21 protein-coding genes are annotated in these 20531 nt (G+C 68.7%); 10 read left to right on the top strand and 11 right to left on the bottom strand.

Going from position 1 to position 20531, the window contains the following annotated elements; genetic code table 11:
- Positions 1–3: 3 nt before the first annotated feature.
- Positions 4–786 (bottom strand): SDR family NAD(P)-dependent oxidoreductase, encoded by a 783-nt coding sequence (locus B5Y19_RS06995; protein ID WP_055726895.1) that lies wholly within the window; start codon positions 784–786, stop codon positions 4–6.
- A 170-nt stretch (positions 787–956) separates the two neighbouring features.
- Here B5Y19_RS06995 and B5Y19_RS07000 point away from each other — a divergent pair, with 170 nt between their 5' ends.
- The 3 genes from B5Y19_RS07000 (at position 957) to B5Y19_RS07010 (ending at position 3249) form a co-directional block, all read left to right on the top strand.
- Complete coding sequence (locus B5Y19_RS07000) at positions 957–1673, top strand: alanyl-tRNA editing protein (RefSeq protein ID WP_055727038.1); 717 nt, start codon at positions 957–959, stop codon at positions 1671–1673.
- 41 nt (positions 1674–1714) lie between these two features.
- Positions 1715–2569 carry a 3-mercaptopyruvate sulfurtransferase gene (gene sseA / locus B5Y19_RS07005; RefSeq protein ID WP_055726894.1) on the top strand — a complete coding sequence of 285 codons (855 nt, stop codon included), beginning with the start codon at positions 1715–1717 and terminating at the stop codon, positions 2567–2569.
- 158 nt (positions 2570–2727) lie between these two features.
- The gene (locus tag B5Y19_RS07010) at positions 2728–3249 is read left to right on the top strand and encodes a cupin domain-containing protein (RefSeq protein ID WP_055726893.1); all 522 of its coding nucleotides are present in this window, start codon (positions 2728–2730) and stop codon (positions 3247–3249) included.
- 211 nt (positions 3250–3460) lie between these two features.
- On the opposite strand, the gene tsaA is transcribed toward B5Y19_RS07010, so the two are convergent.
- Both tsaA and B5Y19_RS07020 read right to left on the bottom strand, forming a co-directional pair.
- Positions 3461–3952, bottom strand: coding sequence for a tRNA (N6-threonylcarbamoyladenosine(37)-N6)-methyltransferase TrmO (gene tsaA, locus B5Y19_RS07015; protein ID WP_055726892.1), 492 nt, complete (start codon positions 3950–3952; stop codon positions 3461–3463).
- A 165-nt stretch (positions 3953–4117) separates the two neighbouring features.
- Entirely contained in the window at positions 4118–4324 is a 207-nt protein-coding gene (locus B5Y19_RS07020; protein WP_055726891.1) for a TOBE domain-containing protein, read from the bottom strand.
- A gap of 118 nt (positions 4325–4442) precedes the next feature.
- On the opposite strand from B5Y19_RS07020, the gene modA reads away from it, so the two are divergent.
- From modA to B5Y19_RS07055, 7 genes are all read left to right on the top strand, one after another.
- Complete coding sequence (gene modA, locus B5Y19_RS07025; protein ID WP_055726890.1) at positions 4443–5246, top strand: molybdate ABC transporter substrate-binding protein; 804 nt, start codon at positions 4443–4445, stop codon at positions 5244–5246.
- 10 nt (positions 5247–5256) lie between these two features.
- Positions 5257–5961, top strand: coding sequence for a molybdate ABC transporter permease subunit (gene modB / locus B5Y19_RS07030; RefSeq protein WP_055726889.1), 705 nt, complete (start codon positions 5257–5259; stop codon positions 5959–5961).
- Complete coding sequence (gene modC, locus B5Y19_RS07035; RefSeq protein WP_055726888.1) at positions 5958–7052, top strand: molybdenum ABC transporter ATP-binding protein; 1095 nt, start codon at positions 5958–5960, stop codon at positions 7050–7052. Before modB ends, modC begins: the two co-directional genes overlap by 4 nt.
- A gap of 305 nt (positions 7053–7357) precedes the next feature.
- The gene (locus tag B5Y19_RS07040; protein ID WP_079591323.1) at positions 7358–9871 is read left to right on the top strand and encodes a heavy metal translocating P-type ATPase; all 2514 of its coding nucleotides are present in this window, start codon (positions 7358–7360) and stop codon (positions 9869–9871) included.
- 1 nt (position 9872) lies between these two features.
- Positions 9873–10283 (top strand): Cu(I)-responsive transcriptional regulator, encoded by a 411-nt coding sequence (cueR, locus tag B5Y19_RS07045; RefSeq protein ID WP_055726887.1) that lies wholly within the window; start codon positions 9873–9875, stop codon positions 10281–10283.
- A gap of 165 nt (positions 10284–10448) precedes the next feature.
- Positions 10449–11867, top strand: a complete 1419-nt coding sequence (locus tag B5Y19_RS07050) for a M20 family metallopeptidase (protein WP_055726886.1) — start codon at positions 10449–10451, stop codon at positions 11865–11867.
- A gap of 210 nt (positions 11868–12077) precedes the next feature.
- Positions 12078–12635, top strand: a complete 558-nt coding sequence (locus tag B5Y19_RS07055) for a MarR family winged helix-turn-helix transcriptional regulator (protein ID WP_079591277.1) — start codon at positions 12078–12080, stop codon at positions 12633–12635.
- On the opposite strand, the gene B5Y19_RS07060 is transcribed toward B5Y19_RS07055, so the two are convergent.
- The 8 genes from B5Y19_RS07060 to exbB form a co-directional block, all read right to left on the bottom strand.
- Entirely contained in the window at positions 12592–13302 is a 711-nt protein-coding gene (locus B5Y19_RS07060) for an ABC transporter ATP-binding protein (RefSeq protein ID WP_055726885.1), read from the bottom strand. The two genes, B5Y19_RS07055 and B5Y19_RS07060, sit on opposite strands and share 44 nt — an antisense overlap.
- Complete coding sequence (locus B5Y19_RS07065) at positions 13302–14075, bottom strand: ABC transporter ATP-binding protein (protein WP_055726884.1); 774 nt, start codon at positions 14073–14075, stop codon at positions 13302–13304. The genes B5Y19_RS07060 and B5Y19_RS07065 overlap by 1 nt, the downstream gene beginning before the upstream one ends.
- A complete protein-coding gene (locus B5Y19_RS07070; protein ID WP_055726883.1) occupies positions 14072–15940 on the bottom strand; it encodes an ABC transporter permease in 1869 nt (622 codons plus the stop codon). The genes B5Y19_RS07065 and B5Y19_RS07070 overlap by 4 nt, the downstream gene beginning before the upstream one ends.
- A gap of 304 nt (positions 15941–16244) precedes the next feature.
- Positions 16245–17450 carry an ABC transporter substrate-binding protein gene (locus tag B5Y19_RS07075; protein ID WP_055726882.1) on the bottom strand — a complete coding sequence of 402 codons (1206 nt, stop codon included), beginning with the start codon at positions 17448–17450 and terminating at the stop codon, positions 16245–16247.
- Between the two features lie 381 nt (positions 17451–17831).
- Entirely contained in the window at positions 17832–18074 is a 243-nt protein-coding gene (locus B5Y19_RS07080) for a hypothetical protein (RefSeq protein ID WP_055726881.1), read from the bottom strand.
- A gap of 70 nt (positions 18075–18144) precedes the next feature.
- Positions 18145–19008, bottom strand: coding sequence for an energy transducer TonB family protein (locus B5Y19_RS07085; protein ID WP_055726880.1), 864 nt, complete (start codon positions 19006–19008; stop codon positions 18145–18147).
- Positions 19005–19454: a TonB system transport protein ExbD gene (gene exbD, locus B5Y19_RS07090; protein ID WP_055726879.1), complete on the bottom strand. Its 450-nt coding sequence runs from the start codon at positions 19452–19454 to the stop codon at positions 19005–19007. Before exbD ends, B5Y19_RS07085 begins: the two co-directional genes overlap by 4 nt.
- Before the next feature lie 4 nt (positions 19455–19458).
- Entirely contained in the window at positions 19459–20511 is a 1053-nt protein-coding gene (exbB, locus tag B5Y19_RS07095; protein WP_079591324.1) for a tonB-system energizer ExbB, read from the bottom strand.
- Between the last annotated feature and the right edge of the window lie 20 nt (positions 20512–20531).

The raw sequence follows: 20531 nt of genomic DNA on the forward strand, positions 1-20531 counted from the left end.
GTTTCAGCCGCCCCGCTCGGCGAAGCGCGACATCAGCGCGAAATAGACCGGATAGGGCAAGAGGCGCGCGACCTTCAGGATCCAGGCGAGGCGGCGCGGCACGGTGATCTCGAAGCCGCCGCGCTCGAAGCCGTCGACGATTCGCCGGGCGCCGTCCTCGACCGTCATCAGGAACGGCATGGGAAAGCGGCGGCCCTCCGTCATCGGCGTCTCGATGAAACCGGGATTGACCAGTTGCAGGCGGATGCCGGCCGCCTCGCAGTCGAAGCGCATCGATTCGCAGAAATGGATCGCACCGGCCTTGGCCGCACCATAGGCGGCCGCGCCGGGCAGCCCGCGATAGCCGACGAGCGAGGCATTGACCGCGATCTGCCCGTGTCCGCGCGCGATCATCCGCGGCTGCACGGCGAAGAAGCTCTTGGCGACGCCCAGCAGATTGACCGCGACCACCTTCTCGACGGTCTCGACATCGATCGGCCGGCCCTGGCCCGACGCGATCCCGGCGTTGAGGAAAGCCAGCGCGATCGGCCCGTGGATGCTCTCGATCGTGTCGACGACACCGCACATCCTCGACGCGTCGGTGACATCGCCGGGATGGGCGACGATTCGGCCCGGCAGCCCCTCGGCCCGACGCGCGACCGCTTCGAGCGCCTCGTTGCGCCGGGCAGTCACCGCGACCGCCCAGCCGCGCCGCGCCAGCTCGAGCGCGACCGCCGCGCCGATGCCGGAGCTGGCACCGGTGACCCAGGCGACGCCATCCTGCGGTTTCATGCGAGGCAAGGCCATGGCAGCTCCGGACCGATCGGGCCTTCCATCTAGGCATGGAATCATGACGCCGGAAGCCATGCAGGCCGCGCCATCCCCGCTATCCTGCCGATGAGGTGGCATGGGCGGCGCAATCGGTGCAGTCTGCTGCGCGAAGGCGCCGCGGCGTCACCAACGAGCGACGATTGATCATGCCGACCGAACTGCTCTTCCGCCAGGATGCCTATCTGAAGGAGACCCCCGCGACGGTGGAGGCCGTCAACGAGCGCGGCGGCATCATCCTCGACCGGACGATCTTCTATGCGACTGGCGGCGGCCAGCCCGGCGATCTCGGGCATCTGCGCCGGGCCGATGGCAGCCTGATCGCCATCGGCACCACGATCTACGATCCGGAAGACAGGAGCCGGGTCATCCATGTGCCCGCCGAGGGCCAGCCCCTGCCGGCGCCAGGCGAGGCCGTCACGGCCCTCCTCGACTGGGATCGTCGCCTCAAGCGCATGCGCATCCATACTGCGCTGCATCTGCTCAGCGTCGTGCTGCCCTTCCCGGTCACCGGCGGCTCGATCGGCGAGGGCGACGGACGGCTCGACTTCGACATTCCCGAAGGCGGGCTCGACAAGGCGGAGGTTGCCGAGAAGCTCAACGCGCTGGTCGGGCGCAACGCCGACGTCACCGAACGCTGGATCACCGACGAGGAGCTCGACGCCAATCCGGGCCTCGTCAAGACGATGTCGGTGAAGCCGCCACGCGGCTCCGGCCGCGTCCGGCTCGTGGCGATCGGCGATATCGACCTGCAGCCCTGCGGCGGCACCCATGTCCGCAATACGGCGGAGATCGGCCCCGTCGCCGTGACCGACATCGAGAAGAAGGGCAAACAGAACCGGCGCGTACGCATCGCGCTGGCCTGAGCCCCGAGAACAAGACCCCGGATATTTTCAAGGACATGCCCATGGCCCGCGAAGACGTTTTCGTTTCGACCGACTGGCTCGCCGAGCGGCTCAACGCTCCCGACATCATCGTGGTCGACGGATCCTGGTACCTGCCGGCGCATGGCCGCGATCCGCATGCCGAGTTCGCCGAGCGGCGGATCCCCGGCGCGGTGCATTTCGACATCGACGCGGTGAAGGATGCCGGTTCCGACCTGCCGCACATGCTGCCGCGGCCGGAGGTTTTCGCCGCGGCCGTCGGGGCCATGGGCATCGGCGACGGCAAGCGCATCGTCGTCTATGACGGGCTCGGCCTGTTCTCGGCACCGCGCGTGCGCTGGACCTTCCGCACCTTCGGCGCCAAGGACGTCGTCATCCTCGAAGGCGGCTTCCCGAAATGGGAGCGCGAGGGCCGGCCGATCGAGCACGGCCCGCCGCGCGCCCGCGCCGCGCGCAGCTTCACCGCCCGGCTCGACCATTCCGCCGTCGCCAGCGCCGATGACGTCGCCAAGGCGCTTGCCAACGGTACGCAGGTCGTCGATGCCCGCCCGGCCGACCGCTTCCGCGGCGAGGCGCCCGAGCCGCGCCCCGGCGTCCGCTCCGGCCATATGCCGGGCGCGCTCAACGTGCCGGCGACGGCGCTGATCGCCGATGGCACCCTGAAGGATTCCGCCGCGATCGCCGCCGCCTTCGCCGCAGCCGGCGCCGAGCTCGACAAGCCGCTGATCACGAGCTGCGGCTCGGGCGTCACCGCCGCGATCCTCACGACCGCTCTGGAAACCATCGGCAAGCCGGCTCGCGCGCTCTATGACGGCTCCTGGGCCGAATGGGGCGCGAGCGACCGGCCGATCGCGACGGGACCGGCGAAACAGGGCTGATTGCGCCGATCATCCGGAGCCCTCATCCTGAGGAGCCGCGAAGCGGCGTCTCGAAGGATGCTTCAGCAGGCTCCGGAACCATCTGGAACATCCTTCGAGACGCGCTCTTCGAGCGCTCCTCGGGATGAGGACTGCGGGATTTCGAGCAGGAGACTGCCATGAGCCACGACCATTCCGATGATCATGACCATTCCCATGATCATTCTCATGACCACGAGCCCCGCTGGAAGCATGACGGCGTGCGCGTCATCTCCGGCGACAAGCTCGACGCCAACACGGCGCAGACGCCCGGCATGTTCCGGCAGGCGGCGATCAACCATGCCCGTGTCGGCGCCCAGAAGATCTGGGCCGGCACGGTCGCGATCGAGCCCAACGCCAAGACCGGCGTGCACCACCATGGCGAGCTCGAAAGCGTGATCTATGTGGTGAGCGGCAAGGCGCGGATGCGCTGGGGCGAGCGGCTGGAATTCGTCGCGGAGGCGGGGCCGGGCGACTTCATCTATGTGCCGCCCTTCGTGCCGCACCAGGAGATCAACGCCGATCCCGACAACCCGTTGCAATGCGTGCTGGTGCGCTCGGACAACGAGGCGGTTGTCGTCAACATCACCGATGTCGACCCGGTCGAGAAGCCGGAAGAGGTCTACTGGGTCGACCCGATCCACAAGCACCCGCAGGGATAGATCATCGGGTCGGAACGGAAGCGCTCCGTCGTTCCGGGGCAAGCGCAGCGCTTGAGCCGGAACCCAAGAAGAACACGGGCATAGATCAAGAGCGTCATGCTCACCCTTGTGGCGAGCATCCACGTCTTGAGCACCGCGCCTGCCGAGGAAGACGTGGATGGTCGGGACAAGCCCGACCATGACGGAGACGACCCGCGCGAGACTTCCGCCTTCACCCCGTCTCGAAATCGCCCGGCTGCGGCGGCGCGATCGGCGTAAAGAGCGTGCGGTCCGGCTTGATGTCGAGGAGCGGCGTCTCGTCCAGGCAGTCGAGCCCGCGCACCAGCAGCACCCGCCCTTCCCGCGCGACCAGCGTCGCGATCGAGGTGCCGATCGGATTGGGCCGGACCGGTGTGCGCAGGGCGAACGTCCCGTGGGTCTCGCCGTTATTGGCGGGGCTCTGGCGGACGAGATCGCGGCGCGACTGGTGCAGCCAATAGAGCACCTCCAGCCGCTCGAAGCGCTCGATGCCCTCCAGCGCCTCGTCCCAGGGCGGAAACAGTTCGATGCGGCAGACCGGCCCATCCGCCCTGCCCTGGCGCGGACAGGTCAACCGCGAGGTCCAGGGCGTGCGGATGGTGCCGATGAAGACGAGGCCTGCATCGGTCGCCTGCGGCGGCGCGACGGCCACCTCCTTCTCGCGGATCTCGTTTTCGCGGACCATGGCTGAAAGCCTCCCCTGAAACCGACCAGCCTCCCCGTCATCGCGAGCGAAGCGAAGCAATCCAGGGGGAATGAGCTGAAGCGATCAGCCCTGCGGCCCCTGGATTGCTTCGTCGCTGCGCTCCTCGCGATGACCGCTCTCCCGGCCTGATACGCCCCCAAGAATTCAGTCGATCGCGATCATCACGTCGGACGCCTTCACCACGGCATAGGCTTCCTTGCCGACGGCGAGCTTGAGGTCATCCACCGCCGCATTGGTGATCGAGGAGGTGACGATCGCGCCGCCGATATCGATGCGGACATGGGCCGTCGTCGCACCTTTGGTGATCTCGACGATCCTGCCCTTGAGCTGGTTGCGCGCGCTGATCTTCATGGCTTCCCCTCTCCTTGCGGCAGGCCGCTCGCCGCGGCTCCTTGACTTGGCTTCGGCCGCGCGGCAACCATCGCGTTATATTCACCGATATACAACGAAGGACATAGCGAGGAACAGCATGTTGAAGCGCCGCACCCTGCTGGGAATGGGCCTGGCCCTTGCCGTGAGCGTGGCTCCGGCCTTCGACGCCGCACAGGCGCAGACGAAGGAGCTCGTCATCTTCGCCGCCGCCAGCATGAAGAACGCGCTGGACGAGGCCGCCGCCAACTGGGTGAAGGAGAGCGGCAAGCCCGCCCCGAAGATCTCCTACGCCGCGAGCAACACACTGGCCAAGCAGATCGAAAGCGGCGCCCCGGCCGACATCTTCGTCTCCGCCGATCTCGCCTGGATGGACTATGCGGCCGAAAAGAAACTGATCAGGCCCGACACCCGCGTCAGCCTGCTGGGCAACCGAATCGTGCTGGCCGGAGGCAAGGATTCGACCGCCAAGCTCGAGCTCAAGCCCGGCGCCGATGTCGCGGGCGCGCTCGGCACTGGGCGCCTCGCCATGGGCAATGTCGATTCCGTCCCGGCCGGCAAATACGGCAAGGCGGCACTGGAGAAGCTCGGCGCCTGGGACAAGGTGAGGGACAAGATCGCGCAGGCCGACAATGTCCGTGCCGCGCTGCTGCTGGTCTCGCGCGGCGAGGCGCCGCTCGGCATCGTCTATGCCACCGACGCCGCCGCCGACAGCCAAGTCAAGGTCGTCGCGACCTTCCCCGAGGATTCGCATCCGCCGATCGTCTATCCGGTCGCCGTGACCAAGGATTCAGCCAATCCCGACGCCCAGGCCTTCCTGACCTATCTGCGCAGCCCCGCCGCCAGGCCCGTCTTCGAGAAGCAGGGCTTCACGGTGCTCAACAAGGCCGCCAGCTCATCGTGATCGCCGCTTCGTGACCGACTGGCTTACGCTCTCCCCGGAAGAATGGACGGCGGTGAGGCTCAGCCTCATCGTTGCAACGACTGCCATGCTCGCGAGCCTCCCGCTGGGGCTCGCTCTCGGGTTGCTGCTGGCGCGCGGGCGCTTCTGGGGCAAGTCGCTGCTCGACGCCGTCATCCATATGCCGCTGATCCTGCCGCCGGTGGTGACGGGCTATCTGCTGCTGATCGGCTTCGGCCGGCGCGGGCCGATCGGGGAATTCCTCTATGACTGGTTCGGGATCGTGCTCTCCTTCCGCTGGACCGGCGCGGCCCTGGCCTGCGCGGTGATGGGCTTTCCGCTGATGGTGCGGGCGATCCGGCTCTCGATCGAAGCCGTCGACCGCAAGCTCGAATCCGCGGCAGGAACGCTCGGCGCGAGCCCGATCTGGGTCTTCCTCGTCGTCACCCTGCCGCTGTGCCTGCCCGGCATCATCGCCGGCATGATCCTGTGCTTCGCCAAGGCGATGGGCGAATTCGGCGCGACGATCACCTTCGTCTCCAACATCCCCGGCGAGACGCAGACGCTGCCCACCGCGATCTACACCTTTACGCAAGTGCCCGGCGGTGATGCCGGCGCGATGCGGCTCACCCTGATCTCGATCGCGATCTCGGTCGCGGCGCTCTTCCTCTCCGAGCTGATGGCACGCATCGTCGGCCGCCGGATCGCCGTCGAATGACCGATGTCCTCGACATCGCCGTCCGCCATCGGCTCGGCGACTTCACGCTCGTTTCGAGCTTCACCTCCGATGGGCGCCTGACCGCGCTGTTCGGCAGCTCGGGCTCGGGCAAGACCTCGCTGGTCAACGTCATCGGCGGGCTGATCCGCCCCGATTCCGGCCATGTCCGCGTCGATGGCGAGACATTGGTCGATACCGAGCGCGGCATCTTCCTGCCGAAGCACCGCCGCCGCATCGGCTATGTCTTTCAGGAGGCGCGCCTCTTTCCCCATCTCACCGTGCGGCAGAACCTGCTGTTCGGGCACTGGTTCGTGCCGCGCCCGCAGCGCAGGCCGGCCGAACTCGACAAGGTGCTGGAACTGCTCGGCATCGGCCATCTGCTGCATCGGCGGCCCGGCGCGCTTTCCGGCGGCGAGAAGCAGCGTGTCGCCATCGGCCGGGCACTGCTGGCGCAGCCGCGCCTGTTGCTGATGGACGAGCCGCTGGCGGCGCTCGACGAGGCGCGCAAGGCCGAGATCCTGCCGCATATCGAACGGCTGCGCGACGAGGTCGGCATCCCGATCGTCTATGTCTCGCATGCGCTGGCGGAGGTCGCGCGCCTCGCCACCACCGTCGCCGTGATCGAGAACGGACGCGTCGCCGCCTGCGGGCCCACGGCCGACATCCTGTCCCGCCCCGATCTGGCGGCACGGCCGGGCGCGCCGGAGGCGAGCTCCCTGCTCACGGCCGAGGTCGCCGGCTTCGACGAGGCCTTCGGGCTGGCACGGCTGACGACGCCGGCCGGGCCGCTGACGATCGCACGCGGTACCCTGCTGCAGGGCCAGCGGATCAAGATCCGCATCCTGGCGAGCGACGTCATGCTCAGCCTCGACCGGCTATCGGAGATCAGCGCGCTCAACGTGCTTTCCGGCAGCGTCGCCGAGATCGGCGAGCGCAGCGGCCTGGGCGGCAGCACCGTGCATCTGCGCGTCGCTTGCGGCGAGGCGAAGCTGGCAGCCCGTCTGACGGCGAAATCCGTCGCCTTGCTCGGGCTTCAACCGGGAAAGCCGGTCCATGCGGTGATCAAGAGCGTCTCGGTCGAGATGCCTTGAGTCGGGCCGTCATTCCGGACCGCGCGAAGCGAAGAGCCCGGAAGTCAGAACGCGATGCCGCTCCGGTTCGTCATGCTCGCCCTTGTGGCGAGCATCCACGTCTTGCACACGCCCTTCGACCAACGAAGACGTGGATGGTCGGGACAAGCCCGACCATGACGGCAAGCGTCGCGACCATGGATTCTGGCTCATTGCTGCGCAATGTCTCAGAACGATGCGTGGTTTCATGGAATGTCGAACCACCCCTTGACCTTCCCATCATGGGAAACCTTATATCGCTCGTCATCACCATGAAGGAGACGGCGATGACGGTCATCGACAGGAGCAGGAACGACTTCGAAACGCTCGATCTGGGCGTCGAGGGCATGACCTGCGCGAGCTGCGTCGGGCGCGTCGAGCGCGCTATCGCGGCCGTTCCGGGTGTCGATGCGGTCGCGGTCAACCTCGCGACCGAGCGCGCCCATATCACCTTTGCCAAGGCTGGAACCGATCTCAGGCAGATCGAGGCGGCGGTGCGCCAGTCCGGCTATGCGCCGGTCGAGACGGCAATCGAGCTCTCGGTCTCCGGCATGACCTGCGCCTCCTGCGTCGGCCATGTCGAGAAGGCGCTGCGCGCCGTGCCCGGCGTCGTCGACGCCACCGTCAACCTCGCGACCGAGCGCGCCAGCGTGAAGACGCTCGCCGCCAGCGACATCACCCCTGCGCTGGTGAAGGCCGTCGCCGGCGCCGGCTACGAGGCGAGCCCGGTCGCAGCGGCCGATGGCGATGCCGCCTCGCGCCAGCAGGCAGCCAAGGACGAGGAGCAGGGCAAGCTGCTGCGCTCGGTCATCATCGCCGGCCTGCTGACGCTGCCGCTGCTCGTCGTCGAGATGGGCAGCCATATGGTCCCTGCCCTGCATCACTGGCTCGCCGGCAGCTTCGGCGAATGGAATATCCGCGTCTTCTCCTTCGTTCTGGCGACCATCGTGCAGTTCGGCCCGGGCCTCGTCTTCCTGCGCAAGGGCTTCCCGGCGCTGCTGCGCGGCGCCCCCGACATGAATTCGCTCGTCATGCTCGGCACCGGCGCGGCCTATCTCTATTCGTCCGTCGCGACCTTCCTGCCGGACCTGCTGCCCGCGGGCACGGAGGGTACCTATTTCGAATCGGGCGCCGTGATCGTGACGCTGATCCTGCTCGGCCGCTGGTTCGAGGCCCGCGCCAAGGGCCGCACCGGCGCCGCCATCCGCAGCCTGATCGCGCTCCAGCCCAAGACCGCCCGCGTGCTGCGCGACGGCGCCGAGAGCGACGTGCCGGTCGAGAGCGTCCGCCCCGGCGATGTCGTCATCCTGCGACCGGGCGAGCGCGTCCCGGTCGATGGCGAGGTCACCGACGGCACCTCCTTCGTCGATGAATCGATGATCACCGGCGAGCCCGCGCCGGTGCGCAAGGAAGCCGGCAGCACCGTCACCGGCGGCACCGTCAACGGCTCGGGCGCGCTGCGCATCACCGCGCAGAAGGTCGGCTCGGATACGTTGCTCGCGCAGATCGTGCGCACCGTGCAGGCGGCGCAGGGCGCCAAGCTGCCGATCCAGGCGCTGGTCGACCGCGTCACCCTCTGGTTCGTGCCGGTGGTGATCGCGCTGGCCCTCGTGACCTTCGCCGTCTGGCTGACATTCGGCCCGAGCCCGGCCCTGTCGCATGCGCTGGTCAACGCCGTCGCGCTGCTGATCATCGCCTGCCCCTGCGCCATGGGCCTGGCGACCCCGACCTCGATCATGGTCGGCACCGGCCGCGGCGCCGAGCTTGGCATCCTGTTCCGTCAGGGCGACGCCCTGCAGGCGCTGAAGGACGTCGAGATCGTCGCGCTCGACAAGACGGGCACGCTGACCAAGGGCAAGCCGGAGCTCACCGATATCGAGCCGGCTGCCGGCTTCAGCGCCGACGACGTGCTGCGTCTCGTCGGCTCGGCCGAGAACCGCTCGGAGCATCCGCTGGCGCAGGCGCTGGTCGCCGCCGCCAAGGCCCGTGGGCTCGCGCTCGCCGAGCCGGCCGATTTCGCCAGCGACCCCGGCCGCGGCGTCACCGCGACGGTCGAGGGCCGCAAGGTCGCGATCGGCGGCCACCGGCTGATGGAGGAGGCCAAGCTCGACATCGCCCCCTTCGCCTCCCGCGCCCGGGCGCTGGCGGAAGCCGGCAAGACCCCGCTCTATGCCGCGATCGACGGCAAGATCGCTGCCGTCATCGCCGTCGCCGACGCGGTGAAGGAAACCACGCCCGCGGCCATCGCCGCGCTGCACAGGCTCGGCCTCAAGGTCGCGATGGTGACCGGCGACGACCATCGCACGGCGCAGGCTGTGGCGCGCGGCCTCGGCATCGACGAGGTCTGGGCCGAGGTTCTGCCGACCGACAAGGCCGAGGTGGTGAAGCGCCTGCAGAGCCGCGGCGCCAAGGTCGCCTTCGTCGGCGACGGCATCAACGACGCGCCGGCGCTCGCCCAGGCGGATGTCGGCATCGCCATCGGCACCGGCACCGACATCGCCATCGAGAGCGCCGATGTCGTGCTGATGTCCGGCGACGTCATGGGCGTGCCCCGCGCGATCGCCCTGTCGCAGGCGGTGATCGCCAATATCCGCCAGAATCTGGCCTGGGCCTTCGGCTACAATGCGCTGCTGATCCCGGTCGCGGCCGGGGTGCTCTATCCGGCCTTCGGCATTCTGCTCTCGCCGGTCTTCGCCGGGCTCGCGATGGCGCTGTCGAGCGTCAGCGTCGTCACCAATGCCCTGCGGCTGAAGCGTTTCCGCATCCCGGCCTCGCATGGCGCGGCCGGACAGGAGGTCTGAGATGAACATCGGTCAAGCGGCGACCCGCTCCGGCGTCAGCGCCAAGATGATCCGCTACTACGAGAGCATCGGCCTGATCACCCCGCCCGCCCGCACCGCCGCGCAGTACCGGGTCTATGCCGATGAGGACGTGCACACGCTGCGCTTCGTCCGGCGCTCCCGCGACCTCGGCTTCTCGCTGGAGGAGACCCGCGAACTGCTCGCGCTCTGGCGCGACAAGAGCCGGGCCAGCGCCGATGTGAAGAGCCTCGCGATGGCCCATGTCCGCGAGCTCGAGGAAAAGGCGGCCGAGCTCAAGGCGATGGCCGACACGCTGCGGCACCTGGCGACGCATTGCCATGGCGACCACCGGCCGGACTGTCCGATCCTCGCCGATTTCGCCGCCACCTCCCCGGCGCAGGCCAAAGCCTGAGACGCTGTTCCGCCATGCGCTGAATGTCTGGACGGCACCGGCTGAGATTGCTCATATGCCGCTGCCCACCAGAGGCGGGTCCGGCCCGGCCGCATCGGCCCCGTCGGGGAATCCGCCTCTCAACAAGGACGGGGAGCGCCCGCGCGTTCCCCAGGCGGAACGACAATGGACAATCGAAACGATCTCTGGCGGCATGTCGATGCGAACAAGGAGCGCCTGATCGCGCTCTCCGACCGGGTCTGGGGCATGCCGGAGGTGTGCTACACCGAGAAGCGCTCGGTCGCCGAGCACATCGCCGAGCTGAAGCATCAGGGCTTCAGGATCACCGAGAACGTCGCCGACATCCCCACCGCCGTGATTGGCGAGGCCGGCGAAGGCGGCCCGGTCATCGCCTTCCTCGGCGAGTACGACGCCCTGCCCGGCCTGTCGCAGGAAGCCGGCGCCTCCGAGCACAAGGAGATCGAGGCCGGCGGCCATGGCCATGGCTGCGGCCATAACCTGCTGGGCTCCGCCGCCATGCTCGCCGCGGTGGCGATGAAGGACTGGCTTGCCGAAAACAAGATCCCCGGCCGCGTGCGCTATTACGGCTGCCCGGCCGAGGAAGGCGGCGCGGCCAAGGCCTTCATGGTCCGCGCCGGCGCCTTCGACGACGCCGACGTCGCGATCAGCTGGCACCCGTCGAGCTTCTGGGAGGTCGCTCCGGCGCTGGCGCTGGCGAATACCCGCGCCGACTTCGTCTTCACCGGCCGCGCCTCGCATGCCGCCGCGGCGCCGCATCTCGGCCGTTCGGCGCTCGATGCCGTCGAGCTGATGAATGTCGGCGTCAACTACATGCGCGAGCACATGCCCTCCGACGCCCGCGTCCACTACGCGCTGCTCGACACCGGCGGCATCGCGCCCAACGTCGTCCAGGCCCATGCGCGCGTTCGCTACTCGATCCGCGCCCGTGACCTGCGCGGCATGCTGGAGCTCGTCCAGCGTGTGAAGAAGATCGCCGAAGGCGCTGCGCTGATGACGGAAACCAAGATGGAAATGCGCATCGTCAGCGCCGTTTCCGACCTCCTCGCCAACACGCCGCTCGAAGAAGCCATGCACAAGGTGATGGACGATCTCGGCCCGCCGCATTTCGACGATGCCGACAAGGCCTATGCGGAGAAGATCCGCGGCACGCTCTCGCCGCAGGAAATCGCCTCGATCTGGCGCACGATCGGCATGCCCGACACAGGCGCGCCGCTCGCCGACTTCCTCGTTCCGCGCGACGCCAAGCGCAACCCGGCGATCGGCTCGACCGATATCGGCGACGTGAGCTGGGCGGTGCCGACCGTGCAGGCCCATGCCCCGACGGTGGCGATGGGCACGCCGTTCCATACTTGGCAGGTGGTGGCGCAGGGCAAGTCCCCGGCCGCGCACAAGGCGATGGTCCATGTCGCCAAGGCGATGGCCGCGACCGGCGCCGCCGTGCTGAGCGATCCGGCCCTGATGGCCGCCGCCAAGGCCGACCACAAGGCCCGTCTCGGCAAGGAAGGCTACACCTCGCCGCTGCCGCCCGAAGTGAAGCCGCCGCTGACGATGTCGCTGGGCTGATCGCGTTTCACTTGCCGTCATTCTCGGGCGCCGCGCAGCGGTGACCCGAGAATCTCGTGACGATAGAGGCGCTCTTCCTTCATGAGATGCTTGGGTCAAGCCCGAGCATGACGGCTGTGGCTGCGCTGGCCTGCCCGATTGAACGAACACATATGATCCGGGAGAATGGGCCGCTGCCATACGCAGCAGAATCGCCCACCCGGAGCAGCCATGAACCGCGCAGAGGAATCGGAAGACGGACTTGGCCGGCATCACCGCTCGGCCAGCGGTCAGGCCGATTCCGCGGTTCCCGAGCCTGTCGACCTCGCCGGCTATGTGCTGGACGAGCAGTTCGGCTTCCTGCTGCGGCAGATGCAGCAGCGCTATGTCGCGATGTTCCTGCAGATGATGGGCGAGGACGGGCCGACGCCGCCGCAATTCGCCGCCCTGTGCCGCCTCGCCGCCGACGGGCGGATCTCCCAGAACCAGCTCGGCCGCATGACGGCGATGGACCCGGCGACCATCCGGGGCGTGGTGACGCGCCTGGAGGAGCGCGGGCTGGTCGAGCGGCTGCACGACCCCGACGACAAGCGGCGCGTGCTGGTGCAGCTGAGCCAACGCGGGCGCGAGCAGCTGCCCGACTATGTCGTGCGCGCCAAGGCGATCACCATCGCCGCGCTCGATCCGATGGCGGAGGCGGAGGTCGCGCCGCTGCTCGATGTGATGCGGCGCCTGCTCGCCGGCTTCAAACCGCCAGATACTGGCTCCGCGCCGCCTCGTCGGCCTTGAGTGCCGCCATCGTATCGTCGAAGCGGATCAGCCCCTTCTCGATGATGACGGCGCGGTCGGCGATGCTGCCGGCGAAATGCAGGTTCTGTTCCGAAAGCAGCACGGACAGCCCCTCGCCCTTCAGCACGCGGATCGTCTGCGCCATCGCCTCGACGATGACCGGCGCCAGCCCTTCCGAAGGCTCGTCGAGCAGCAGCAGGCGCGGATTGCCCATCAGCGTGCGGGCGATGGTCAACATCTGCTGCTCGCCGCCGGACATGGAAGCGCCGGGCCGGTCGCGCATGCGGCCGAGATTGGGGAAGAGGTCGAACAGGCGCTCCGGCGTCCAGTGCGGTGCGCCTGTCCGCAGCGGCTGGCGGCCGACCTCGAGATTCTCCATCACCGTCAGCTCCGAGAAGACGCGGCGATCCTCCGGCACATAACCGACGCCGAGCCGCGCGATCACGAAGGGCTCGCGGCCGGCTATCTCCTCGCCCTCGAAGCGGATCGAGCCCTGCGGCTCAGGCACCAGCCCCATCACCGTTTTCATCGTCGTCGACTTGCCGGCGCCGTTGCGGCCCATCAGAGCTACGACTTCGCCCTGCCCCACCGCAAAGCCGACGCCATGCAGGATATGGGCGCGGCCATACCAGGCCTCGACGCCGGAGAGTTCGAGAAGCGCCGCCATCAATGCCCTCCCGAGGTCGCGCCGGAGCCGAGATAGACCGCCCGCACCTGCGGATCCTGCCGCACCTCGGCGCTGGTGCCGGCCGCGATCAGCCGGCCACGGTCGAGCACCAGCACGCTGTCGGCATGGGCGAAGACGACATCCATGTCGTGCTCGGTGAACAGCACGGCGATGCCGCGCTCCTTGGCGATGCGGGCGGTCAGCGCCATCAACGCGATGCGCTCCTGCGGCGCCATGCCGGCGGTGGGTTCGTCCATCAGCAGGAGTTTCGGCGCGTTGGCGAGCGCGACGGCGAGCTCGACGCGCTTCAGATCGCCATAGGCGAGCACGCCGCAGGCGCGCTCGGCCTGCCCCCCCATGCCGACCTGAGCGAGCAACGCATCCGCCACCTCGCGATGGCGCCCGTCGGCACGGCCGAACAGGCGCCAGCTCTCGCCTTCATGCGAGATCAGCGCCATCTGGACATTCTCGCGCACGGTCATCGAGGCGAAGGTCGCGGTGATCTGAAAGGTGCGGCCGACACCGAGGCGCCAGATTTTGCGCGGTTCGAGCCCTGTGATCGGCTTGCCCGCGAGCAGCACCTCGCCGCGATCGGGCTTGAGCTGCCCGTTCAGCATGTTGAAGCAGGTGGTCTTGCCGGCGCCGTTCGGGCCGATCAGCGCGACCAGCCGGCCGGCCTCGACCGAGAAGGAGACGCCGTCGACCGCCTTCACGCCGCCGAAAGATCGGGCGAGGCCGCGGGCTTCCAGCACGGGGATCATGGGCGCACTCATGCCGCGGCCGCCGCCTGCGCGGCGCTCTCGCGTCGGGCACGCCAGTACAGCCAGGTACCGACGAGGCCGCGCGGAAACAGCACGACCAGCAGCACGATCGAGAGGCCGAGCCCGAAGCGCCAATAAGCCGTCAGCTTCATCAGCTGCTCGTTGAGCCCCATATAGGCGAAGGCGCCGACGACCGGTCCGGCGACCGTCTGCACGCCGCCGAGCAGCACCATCAGCAGCGCATCGACCGAGCGCGGGATCGCCATATAGGTCGGGAAGACCGAGCCTTTCGAGAAAGCGAAGAGTCCGCCGGCAATGCCGGCCGCGACCGCTGCGATGACGAAGGCGGCCCATTGCAGCCGCCCGACATCGAGCCCGACGGCTTCAGCCCGCAAGGGGCTGTCGCGGCCGGCACGCAAGGCGTAGCCGAAGGGCGCGAAGATGATGACGCGCAGCGCCACGACGACCAGCACGGCGATGGCGAGCGCGAGATAGTAGAAGACGGTCTTGGAAACCGCCCAGGCCGAGGGCCAGACGCCGAGGATGCCGTTGTCGCCGCCGGTGAGGTCGACCCATTGGAAGGCCGTGGCCCAGGCGATCTGGGCGAAGGCGAGCGTCAGCATCGCGAGATAGACGCCCGAGAGACGCACGCAGAACCAGCCGAAGATCGCCCCCGCCACGCCCGCCAAGAGCGGCGCCGCCACCAGCGCCGGCTCCATCGAGGCGCCCAGCCATTTCACCGCCAGCGCCGCGCCATAGGCGCCCAGGCCGAAATAGGCGGCATGGCCAAAGGAGGTGATGCCGCCCGGCCCCATCAGCAGATGCAGCGAGGCGGCGAAGACCGCGAAGATGACGAGGTCGGTCAGCGTCAGAATGAGGTGGTCCGGCACGACCAGCGGCGCCAGGATCAGCAGCGCGAGCATCACCGCGCCGAACGCCTTGGCCGCCTTGTCGGCCGGACTCAGCAGGAAAAGCTGGCCGGCATGGCCGCGCGGCTCGACGCCGGCCTTGCCGAGCAGGCCATGCGGCCGGGCGATCAGCACCGCCGCCATCACCAGGAAGACGAGGACCAGCGTGATCTTGGGCAGGATCAGGATGCCGAAGGCGTGGAGCACGCCGATCAGCACGGCGGCGAGGTAGGCCCCCGTGACGCTGCCGAGCCCACCGACCACGACCACGACGAAGGCCTCGGCGATCATCGACAGGTCCATATGCAGGTTGATCGCCTCGCGCGGGAGCTGGAGCGCGCCGCCAAGGCCCGCCAGTGCGGCGCCGAAGGCGAAGACCGAGGTGAAGAGCAGGCGCTGGTTGACGCCGAGCGCGCTGACCATCTCGCGGTCTTGCGTCGCCGCCCGGATCAGCACGCCCCAGCGCGTCCGGTGGAAGAGCAGCCAGATCAGGCCGAGCACGACCGGCCCGACCGCGATCAGGAAGAGCTCGTAGCTCGGGAAGCGGCTGTCGAACAGGATGACGAAGCTGCGGAATCCGGGCGCGCGCGGGCCGAGCTTGTCCTCCGGCCCCCAGGTCGCGAGCGCGATGTCCTGCAGCATCAGCACGACGCCGAAGGTCGCGAGCAGCTGGAACAGCTCCGGCGCCTGATAGATCCGGCGCAGGATCGCGATCTCGATCAGCGCGCCGACAAGACCGGTAAGCAGGACGGCGAGCATCACGCCGCCCCAGAAGCCGAAGGCATTGGCCGGGCCGAACCAGCTCACCAGCGTGAAGGCCAGATAGCCGCCCAGCATGTAGAGCGAGCCATGGGCGAAGTTCACGATGCGGGTGACGCCGAAGATGATCGACAGCCCGCATGCCACCAGGAATAGCGACGATGCCGAGGCCAGGCCGTTCAGGGTCTGGGTAAGGACGAGATCAAGCATGTCGTCTCGGGCAAGTGCGATGAGCGTCGCGGGCGGTCAGAGGATATCGAGATTCGGCGTCACGCGGAGTCTCACGGAACCACGCCGTCATTCCGGGTCTTCGCGCAGCGACGAGCCCGGAACCCATGGACACGACATTGCTCCAGAGCGTCATGCTCGCCCTTGTGGCGAGCATCCACGTCTTGAACGAAGGAAGACGTGGATGGTCGGGACAAGCCCGACCATGACGGCAGACGCCGTGTTCATGCGTTCCGGGCTCAGGCCTGCGGCCTGCCCCGGAATGACGACGTTGTTCCGTTGGGCCTCAGACGGCCGGGCGCAGCTTGCGGACCTCGTCGTCGCTCGGCAGGTACTTGGCGCCGTCGCGATAGCTCCAGTCGACCATCACGCCCTTGCCGTTCTTCAGAGCGCTCTTGCCGACATAGGCGCCGAGCGTCGACTGGTGGTCGATCTTGCGGAATTCGATCGGGCCGAAGGCCGAGACGAATTTCAGCCCCTCGAAGGCATCGACCAGCTTCTCGTTGTCGGTGGAGCCGGCCTTGGCCAGCGCGGCGGCGATGGCCTGCACCGTCTCGTAGCCGACGACCGAGCCCAGCCGCGGATAGTCGTTGTACTTCGCCTTGTAGGCATCGCGGAACTTGACGTGCTCCGGCGTCTGCAGGTCGGGATGGGGATAGCCGGTGATGATCCAGCCTTCCGGGGTCTCGGCGCCGAGCGTGTCGAGATATTCCGGCTCGCCGGTCAGCATCGAGACGACCTGGCGGCCCTCGAACAGCCCGCGCGTGTTGCCGGCGCGGACGAAATTGGCGAGGTCGACCGCGAAGGTGACGTTGAAGATCGCCTCGGGCTTGGCCGCCTCCAGCGCCTGGACGGTGGCGCCGGCATCGATGCGGCCGAGCGCCGGGAACTGCTCGGCGACGAAGGTCACGTCAGGACGCGCCTTCAGCAGCAGTTCCTTGAACCATTTCACCGCCGACTGGCCGTATTCGTAGTTCGGCGCGACGATCGCCCATTTCTTGGCCGGGAGCTTCGCGGCTTCCTCGACCAGCATCGCCGCCTGCATGTAGGTCGAGGGCCGCAGGCGGAAGGTGTAGCGATTGCCCTTGGCCCAGACGAGCGCGTCGGCCAGGGGTTCGGAGGCGACATAGAGCCGCTTGTTCTGATTGGCGTAATCGGCGAGCGCCAAGCCGACATTGGAGAGGAAGCCGCCGGCGATGATGTCGACCTTCTCGGCAGTCGCAAGGTCGGCGGCGTGGCGCACCGCGTCCTCGGGCTTGCCGGCATCGTCGCGGAAGACCGTCTCCAGCTTGCGGCCGAGCACGCCGCCGGCCGCGTTGATCTGCTCCTGCGCCAGCTCCCAGGCCTGCCGATAGGGTTTCAGGAAGGCCGGCTGGGCGGTATAGGAGTTGATCTCGCCGATGCGGATCGGCCCCGCGCCCTGGGCGCGCACCAGCTGGGGAACGCCGAGGGCAAGCGTGCCCGCGACGAAACTGCGACGATCGATCTTCATCGGGTCAAGTCCTTCGCCTCGCTTCGGCGGCAATCACGCCGACACAGCCCCCGCCGATCTCGGCGGAGGCGGAATTCATATGCATGCATATGAATGGCCAGCTTCGGCGGCTTGTCAATCCGGCTCTCGCAGATGCGAATTGCACCGAACGCTGATCGGCCGGCGGCGTTCGGCCTGCTTCCCCATGATTCAAAAGGGGAATTCGGCGCTCAAAAATAAGTCAGCCGTGCTGCCCTTTTTCTCTTGCGGGATCGCAGCGGCGCACCTATCTAGGGTGCACCGCAGCAGCGATGCTGCGTCGCCCTCCTTGGGCGTTTCCTCCCTAGACTTGGGCTGCGCTTTCCGGCGTGGCCCTTTTTTCTTTTCGGGAGGCCCAAGCGCTCACCACCAGCCGCGGCCGTAATACCACCCCGGCGGCGCATCGAAGCGGTCGAAGCGCGCGCGCCGATCCGCGGCACGATTGAGGTCGAGCTGCAGCAGGCAGTTCGCAAAACCTTCGCTCGATGTCCGGAAGCCGAAGGAGCGGCAGCGTGCCTCGTCGGCAGCGCGCAGCTCGGCGTCGGTCACGCAGCCGCTGCAGGCGAGGGCCAGAAGCGCTCCGGCAGCGAGCTTTCCGATGTGCATTGGCGCTTCTCCTCTCGCCGCAGGCCCGAACCTGTCTACGCTTTCGCGCCCTGGCCGTTCCGGTCCCGCATCAGCGCGAGAACCGGATCGGCACCGCCAGCGCGATCGAGCCGCCGCCGAGCCCGTCCGGCGGCGCCGGCACCGGGCTCGCACGGCGGATCATCGCCACCGCCTCCTCGTCCAGCGCCGAATCGCCCGAGCCGCGGACCAGGCGCGCCGACAGCACCCGGCCGCCGCGATCGATGCTGAACGCCACCTGGACGGTACCGGGGCTGGCGCCGTTCGGGAAGCGCTTGAAGCGGTTGAGATGCGCGATCAGCGAGCCGCGCCAGCTGGCATTGGCGGCTGGCGAAGCCGCGGAGGCCCCGGCGGCCGGGGCGGCCGCGCGCGCAGCCGTCTGCGCCTGCGCGACCGGCGCCGTCGTCTGCTCGGCCTTGGGCTTGTCGGGCCTGACCGGCTTCTTGCGCTCGACGATGCGCGGTTTCGGCTTCGGCCTGGGCTTGACCTCGGGCGGCGGCGGCTTGGGCGCCTCCTTCGGCGGCGGCGTCAGCACGGCGGCGGCATCCGGCAGAGGCGGCAGCTCCGGGATCTTGATCTCCGGCTCGGGCACCGCCACGGGCTCGGGCTCCGGCGGCGGCTCGACGTCCTTCGGCGGCTCGACCGGCTCGGGCAGCGGAGGTTCCGGCTCGGGCTGCGCCTCGACCATCTCCGGTCCGGGTGCGACGTCCTGCTGCGGGGCTTCCGGCGCGACCGCGAGCGGCGCGAGCTCGATCATCACGGCGGCTGGAGGCGCGCCCATCGCCGCTTCGGCACGCTGCCAGTTGGCGATCACCCAGCCAGCCGTGCCATGGGCGCTGGCGACGACGAGCGCGGCCAGGCTCCAGCGCAGCGTCGCCGGCGCGAAGCGGGACAGCGAGGAGCGTTCCGCGCTCATGGCTTCGGCCCTGCGGCAGCGCCCTGCCCGGTATCCTCGAGGCCGACCAGTGCGATCTTGAGATAGCCGGCATCGCGCAGCAGGTTCATCACTTCCATCAACTCGCGATAGGCCACGGTGCCGTCGGCGCGCAGGAAGACGCGCTGCTCGCGGTCGCGGTTCGTGCGCTGGTCGAGAGTGGCCTGCAGCGCCTCGCGCGGCACGGCGTCGTTGCCGAGCGCGAGCGAGAGATCGCCCTTCACGGTCAGGAAGACCGGGGTGTCGGGGCGCGGCTGCGGCTGCGCGTTCGAGACCGGCAGGTCGACGGCGACATCGACGGTCGAGAGCGGCGCCGCCACCATGAAGATGATCAGCAGGACGAGGATGACGTCGATGAACGGCGTGACGTTGATCTCGCTGACCTCGCCGAGATCGCCGTCCTGCGGTTCCTTGAGCGAAACGGCCATGATCTCACTCCGCCGGCACGAGCGAGACGGCGGCGGCGGGAGCCGGCGCGCGCGATGCCGGCGCGGCAGCGCGGTGGCGCCGCTCCAGATCGCGCGACAGATGCCGCAGGATCTCGCCGGACGCATCCGAAAGCAGGGCGCGATAGCCCGCGATCGAGCGGGAGAAGACGTTGTAGATGATGACGGCGGGGATCGCCGCGACGAGGCCGATCGCCGTCGCCAGCAGGGCCTCGGCGATGCCGGGCGCGACGACGGCGAGATTGGTCGTCTTGGCCTGGCTGATGCCGATGAAGGAATTCATGATGCCCCAGACCGTGCCGAACAGGCCGACGAAGGGGGCGGTCGAGCCGATGGTGGCGAGCAGGCCGGTGCCGCGCGCCATGGCACGCCCGGCGCGCGCCTCGATCCGCGACAGGGCGATGGCGACACGCTCCTTGATGCCGTCCTCGCCGAGATCGGCCGAGCGCCGCGTCTCCGTCAGGGCGGCCGAGAGCAGATCGCCGACGGCGCCGCGCAGCTTGCCCTTCTTCGCCGCGGAGCCGGCCGCCTCGGACAGGCTGTCGGAAGCTTCGATGCGGCGCAGCGCCCGCGTCGCGCCAGCCTTGGCCGCAGCCAGTTCCATCGCCTTGGCGAGCCAGATCGTCCAGGTGACGAGCGAGGCGAAGGCGAGCCCGAGCATCACGGCCTTCACCACGATGTCCGCCGCCATGAACATGCCCCAGGGCGACAGGTCGTGCGGCAGCACGGCCGTGGCGGCTGCGGGGACAGGGGCAGGTGCAGCCGGGGGCTGCTCGGCAGTCAGCGGCGGATGCGCGCTGCTCGGCGGATTGATGCCGAGCTGCGGAAGGGCCGATGGCAAGGGATTGGTCGGGGTCGCCTGCAGAGCCGGGATTGGCCGGGGCTCGGCCGCAGGCGGTTGCGTGACCTGCGGAGCCTGCTGCACCTGCGACGGCGCCGACTGGCCCTGCGGCTGGGAGGGCTCGCCCTGCGCCCGGGCGCCAGAGGCGAACAGAGCCGAGACGGCGGCCGCGGCCAGAACCAGACGAAACGCTCGCATCATCATCATCAATCCAGTCT

The sequence above is a fragment of the Allobosea thiooxidans genome, assembly GCF_900168195.1.
Lineage (GTDB): Bacteria > Pseudomonadota > Alphaproteobacteria > Rhizobiales > Beijerinckiaceae > Allobosea > Allobosea thiooxidans.

Excerpts from the sequence above, each read along its gene's own strand:
- B5Y19_RS07080 (WP_055726881.1), bottom strand. The coding sequence starts at position 18,074 with ATGCACATCGGAAAGCTCGCTGCCGGAGCGCTTCTGGCCCTCGCCTGC.
- B5Y19_RS07075 (WP_055726882.1), bottom strand. The coding sequence starts at position 17,450 with ATGAAGATCGATCGTCGCAGTTTCGTCGCGGGCACGCTTGCCCTCGGC.
- exbB (WP_079591324.1), bottom strand. The coding sequence starts at position 20,511 with ATGCGAGCGTTTCGTCTGGTTCTGGCCGCGGCCGCCGTCTCGGCTCTG.
- B5Y19_RS07000 (WP_055727038.1), top strand. The coding sequence starts at position 957 with ATGCCGACCGAACTGCTCTTCCGCCAGGATGCCTATCTGAAGGAGACC.
- modC (WP_055726888.1), top strand. The coding sequence starts at position 5,958 with ATGACCGATGTCCTCGACATCGCCGTCCGCCATCGGCTCGGCGACTTC.
- tsaA (WP_055726892.1), bottom strand. The coding sequence starts at position 3,952 with ATGGTCCGCGAAAACGAGATCCGCGAGAAGGAGGTGGCCGTCGCGCCG.
- B5Y19_RS07060 (WP_055726885.1), bottom strand. The coding sequence starts at position 13,302 with ATGGCGGCGCTTCTCGAACTCTCCGGCGTCGAGGCCTGGTATGGCCGC.
- B5Y19_RS07040 (WP_079591323.1), top strand. The coding sequence starts at position 7,358 with ATGACGGTCATCGACAGGAGCAGGAACGACTTCGAAACGCTCGATCTG.
- B5Y19_RS07050 (WP_055726886.1), top strand. The coding sequence starts at position 10,449 with ATGGACAATCGAAACGATCTCTGGCGGCATGTCGATGCGAACAAGGAG.
- B5Y19_RS07070 (WP_055726883.1), bottom strand. The coding sequence starts at position 15,940 with ATGCTTGATCTCGTCCTTACCCAGACCCTGAACGGCCTGGCCTCGGCA.
- B5Y19_RS07020 (WP_055726891.1), bottom strand. The coding sequence starts at position 4,324 with ATGAAGATCAGCGCGCGCAACCAGCTCAAGGGCAGGATCGTCGAGATC.
- sseA (WP_055726894.1), top strand. The coding sequence starts at position 1,715 with ATGGCCCGCGAAGACGTTTTCGTTTCGACCGACTGGCTCGCCGAGCGG.
- B5Y19_RS07085 (WP_055726880.1), bottom strand. The coding sequence starts at position 19,008 with ATGAGCGCGGAACGCTCCTCGCTGTCCCGCTTCGCGCCGGCGACGCTG.
- exbD (WP_055726879.1), bottom strand. The coding sequence starts at position 19,454 with ATGGCCGTTTCGCTCAAGGAACCGCAGGACGGCGATCTCGGCGAGGTC.
- B5Y19_RS07065 (WP_055726884.1), bottom strand. The coding sequence starts at position 14,075 with ATGAGTGCGCCCATGATCCCCGTGCTGGAAGCCCGCGGCCTCGCCCGA.
- B5Y19_RS07010 (WP_055726893.1), top strand. The coding sequence starts at position 2,728 with ATGAGCCACGACCATTCCGATGATCATGACCATTCCCATGATCATTCT.
- modA (WP_055726890.1), top strand. The coding sequence starts at position 4,443 with ATGTTGAAGCGCCGCACCCTGCTGGGAATGGGCCTGGCCCTTGCCGTG.
- B5Y19_RS07055 (WP_079591277.1), top strand. The coding sequence starts at position 12,078 with ATGAACCGCGCAGAGGAATCGGAAGACGGACTTGGCCGGCATCACCGC.
- cueR (WP_055726887.1), top strand. The coding sequence starts at position 9,873 with ATGAACATCGGTCAAGCGGCGACCCGCTCCGGCGTCAGCGCCAAGATG.
- B5Y19_RS06995 (WP_055726895.1), bottom strand. The coding sequence starts at position 786 with ATGGCCTTGCCTCGCATGAAACCGCAGGATGGCGTCGCCTGGGTCACC.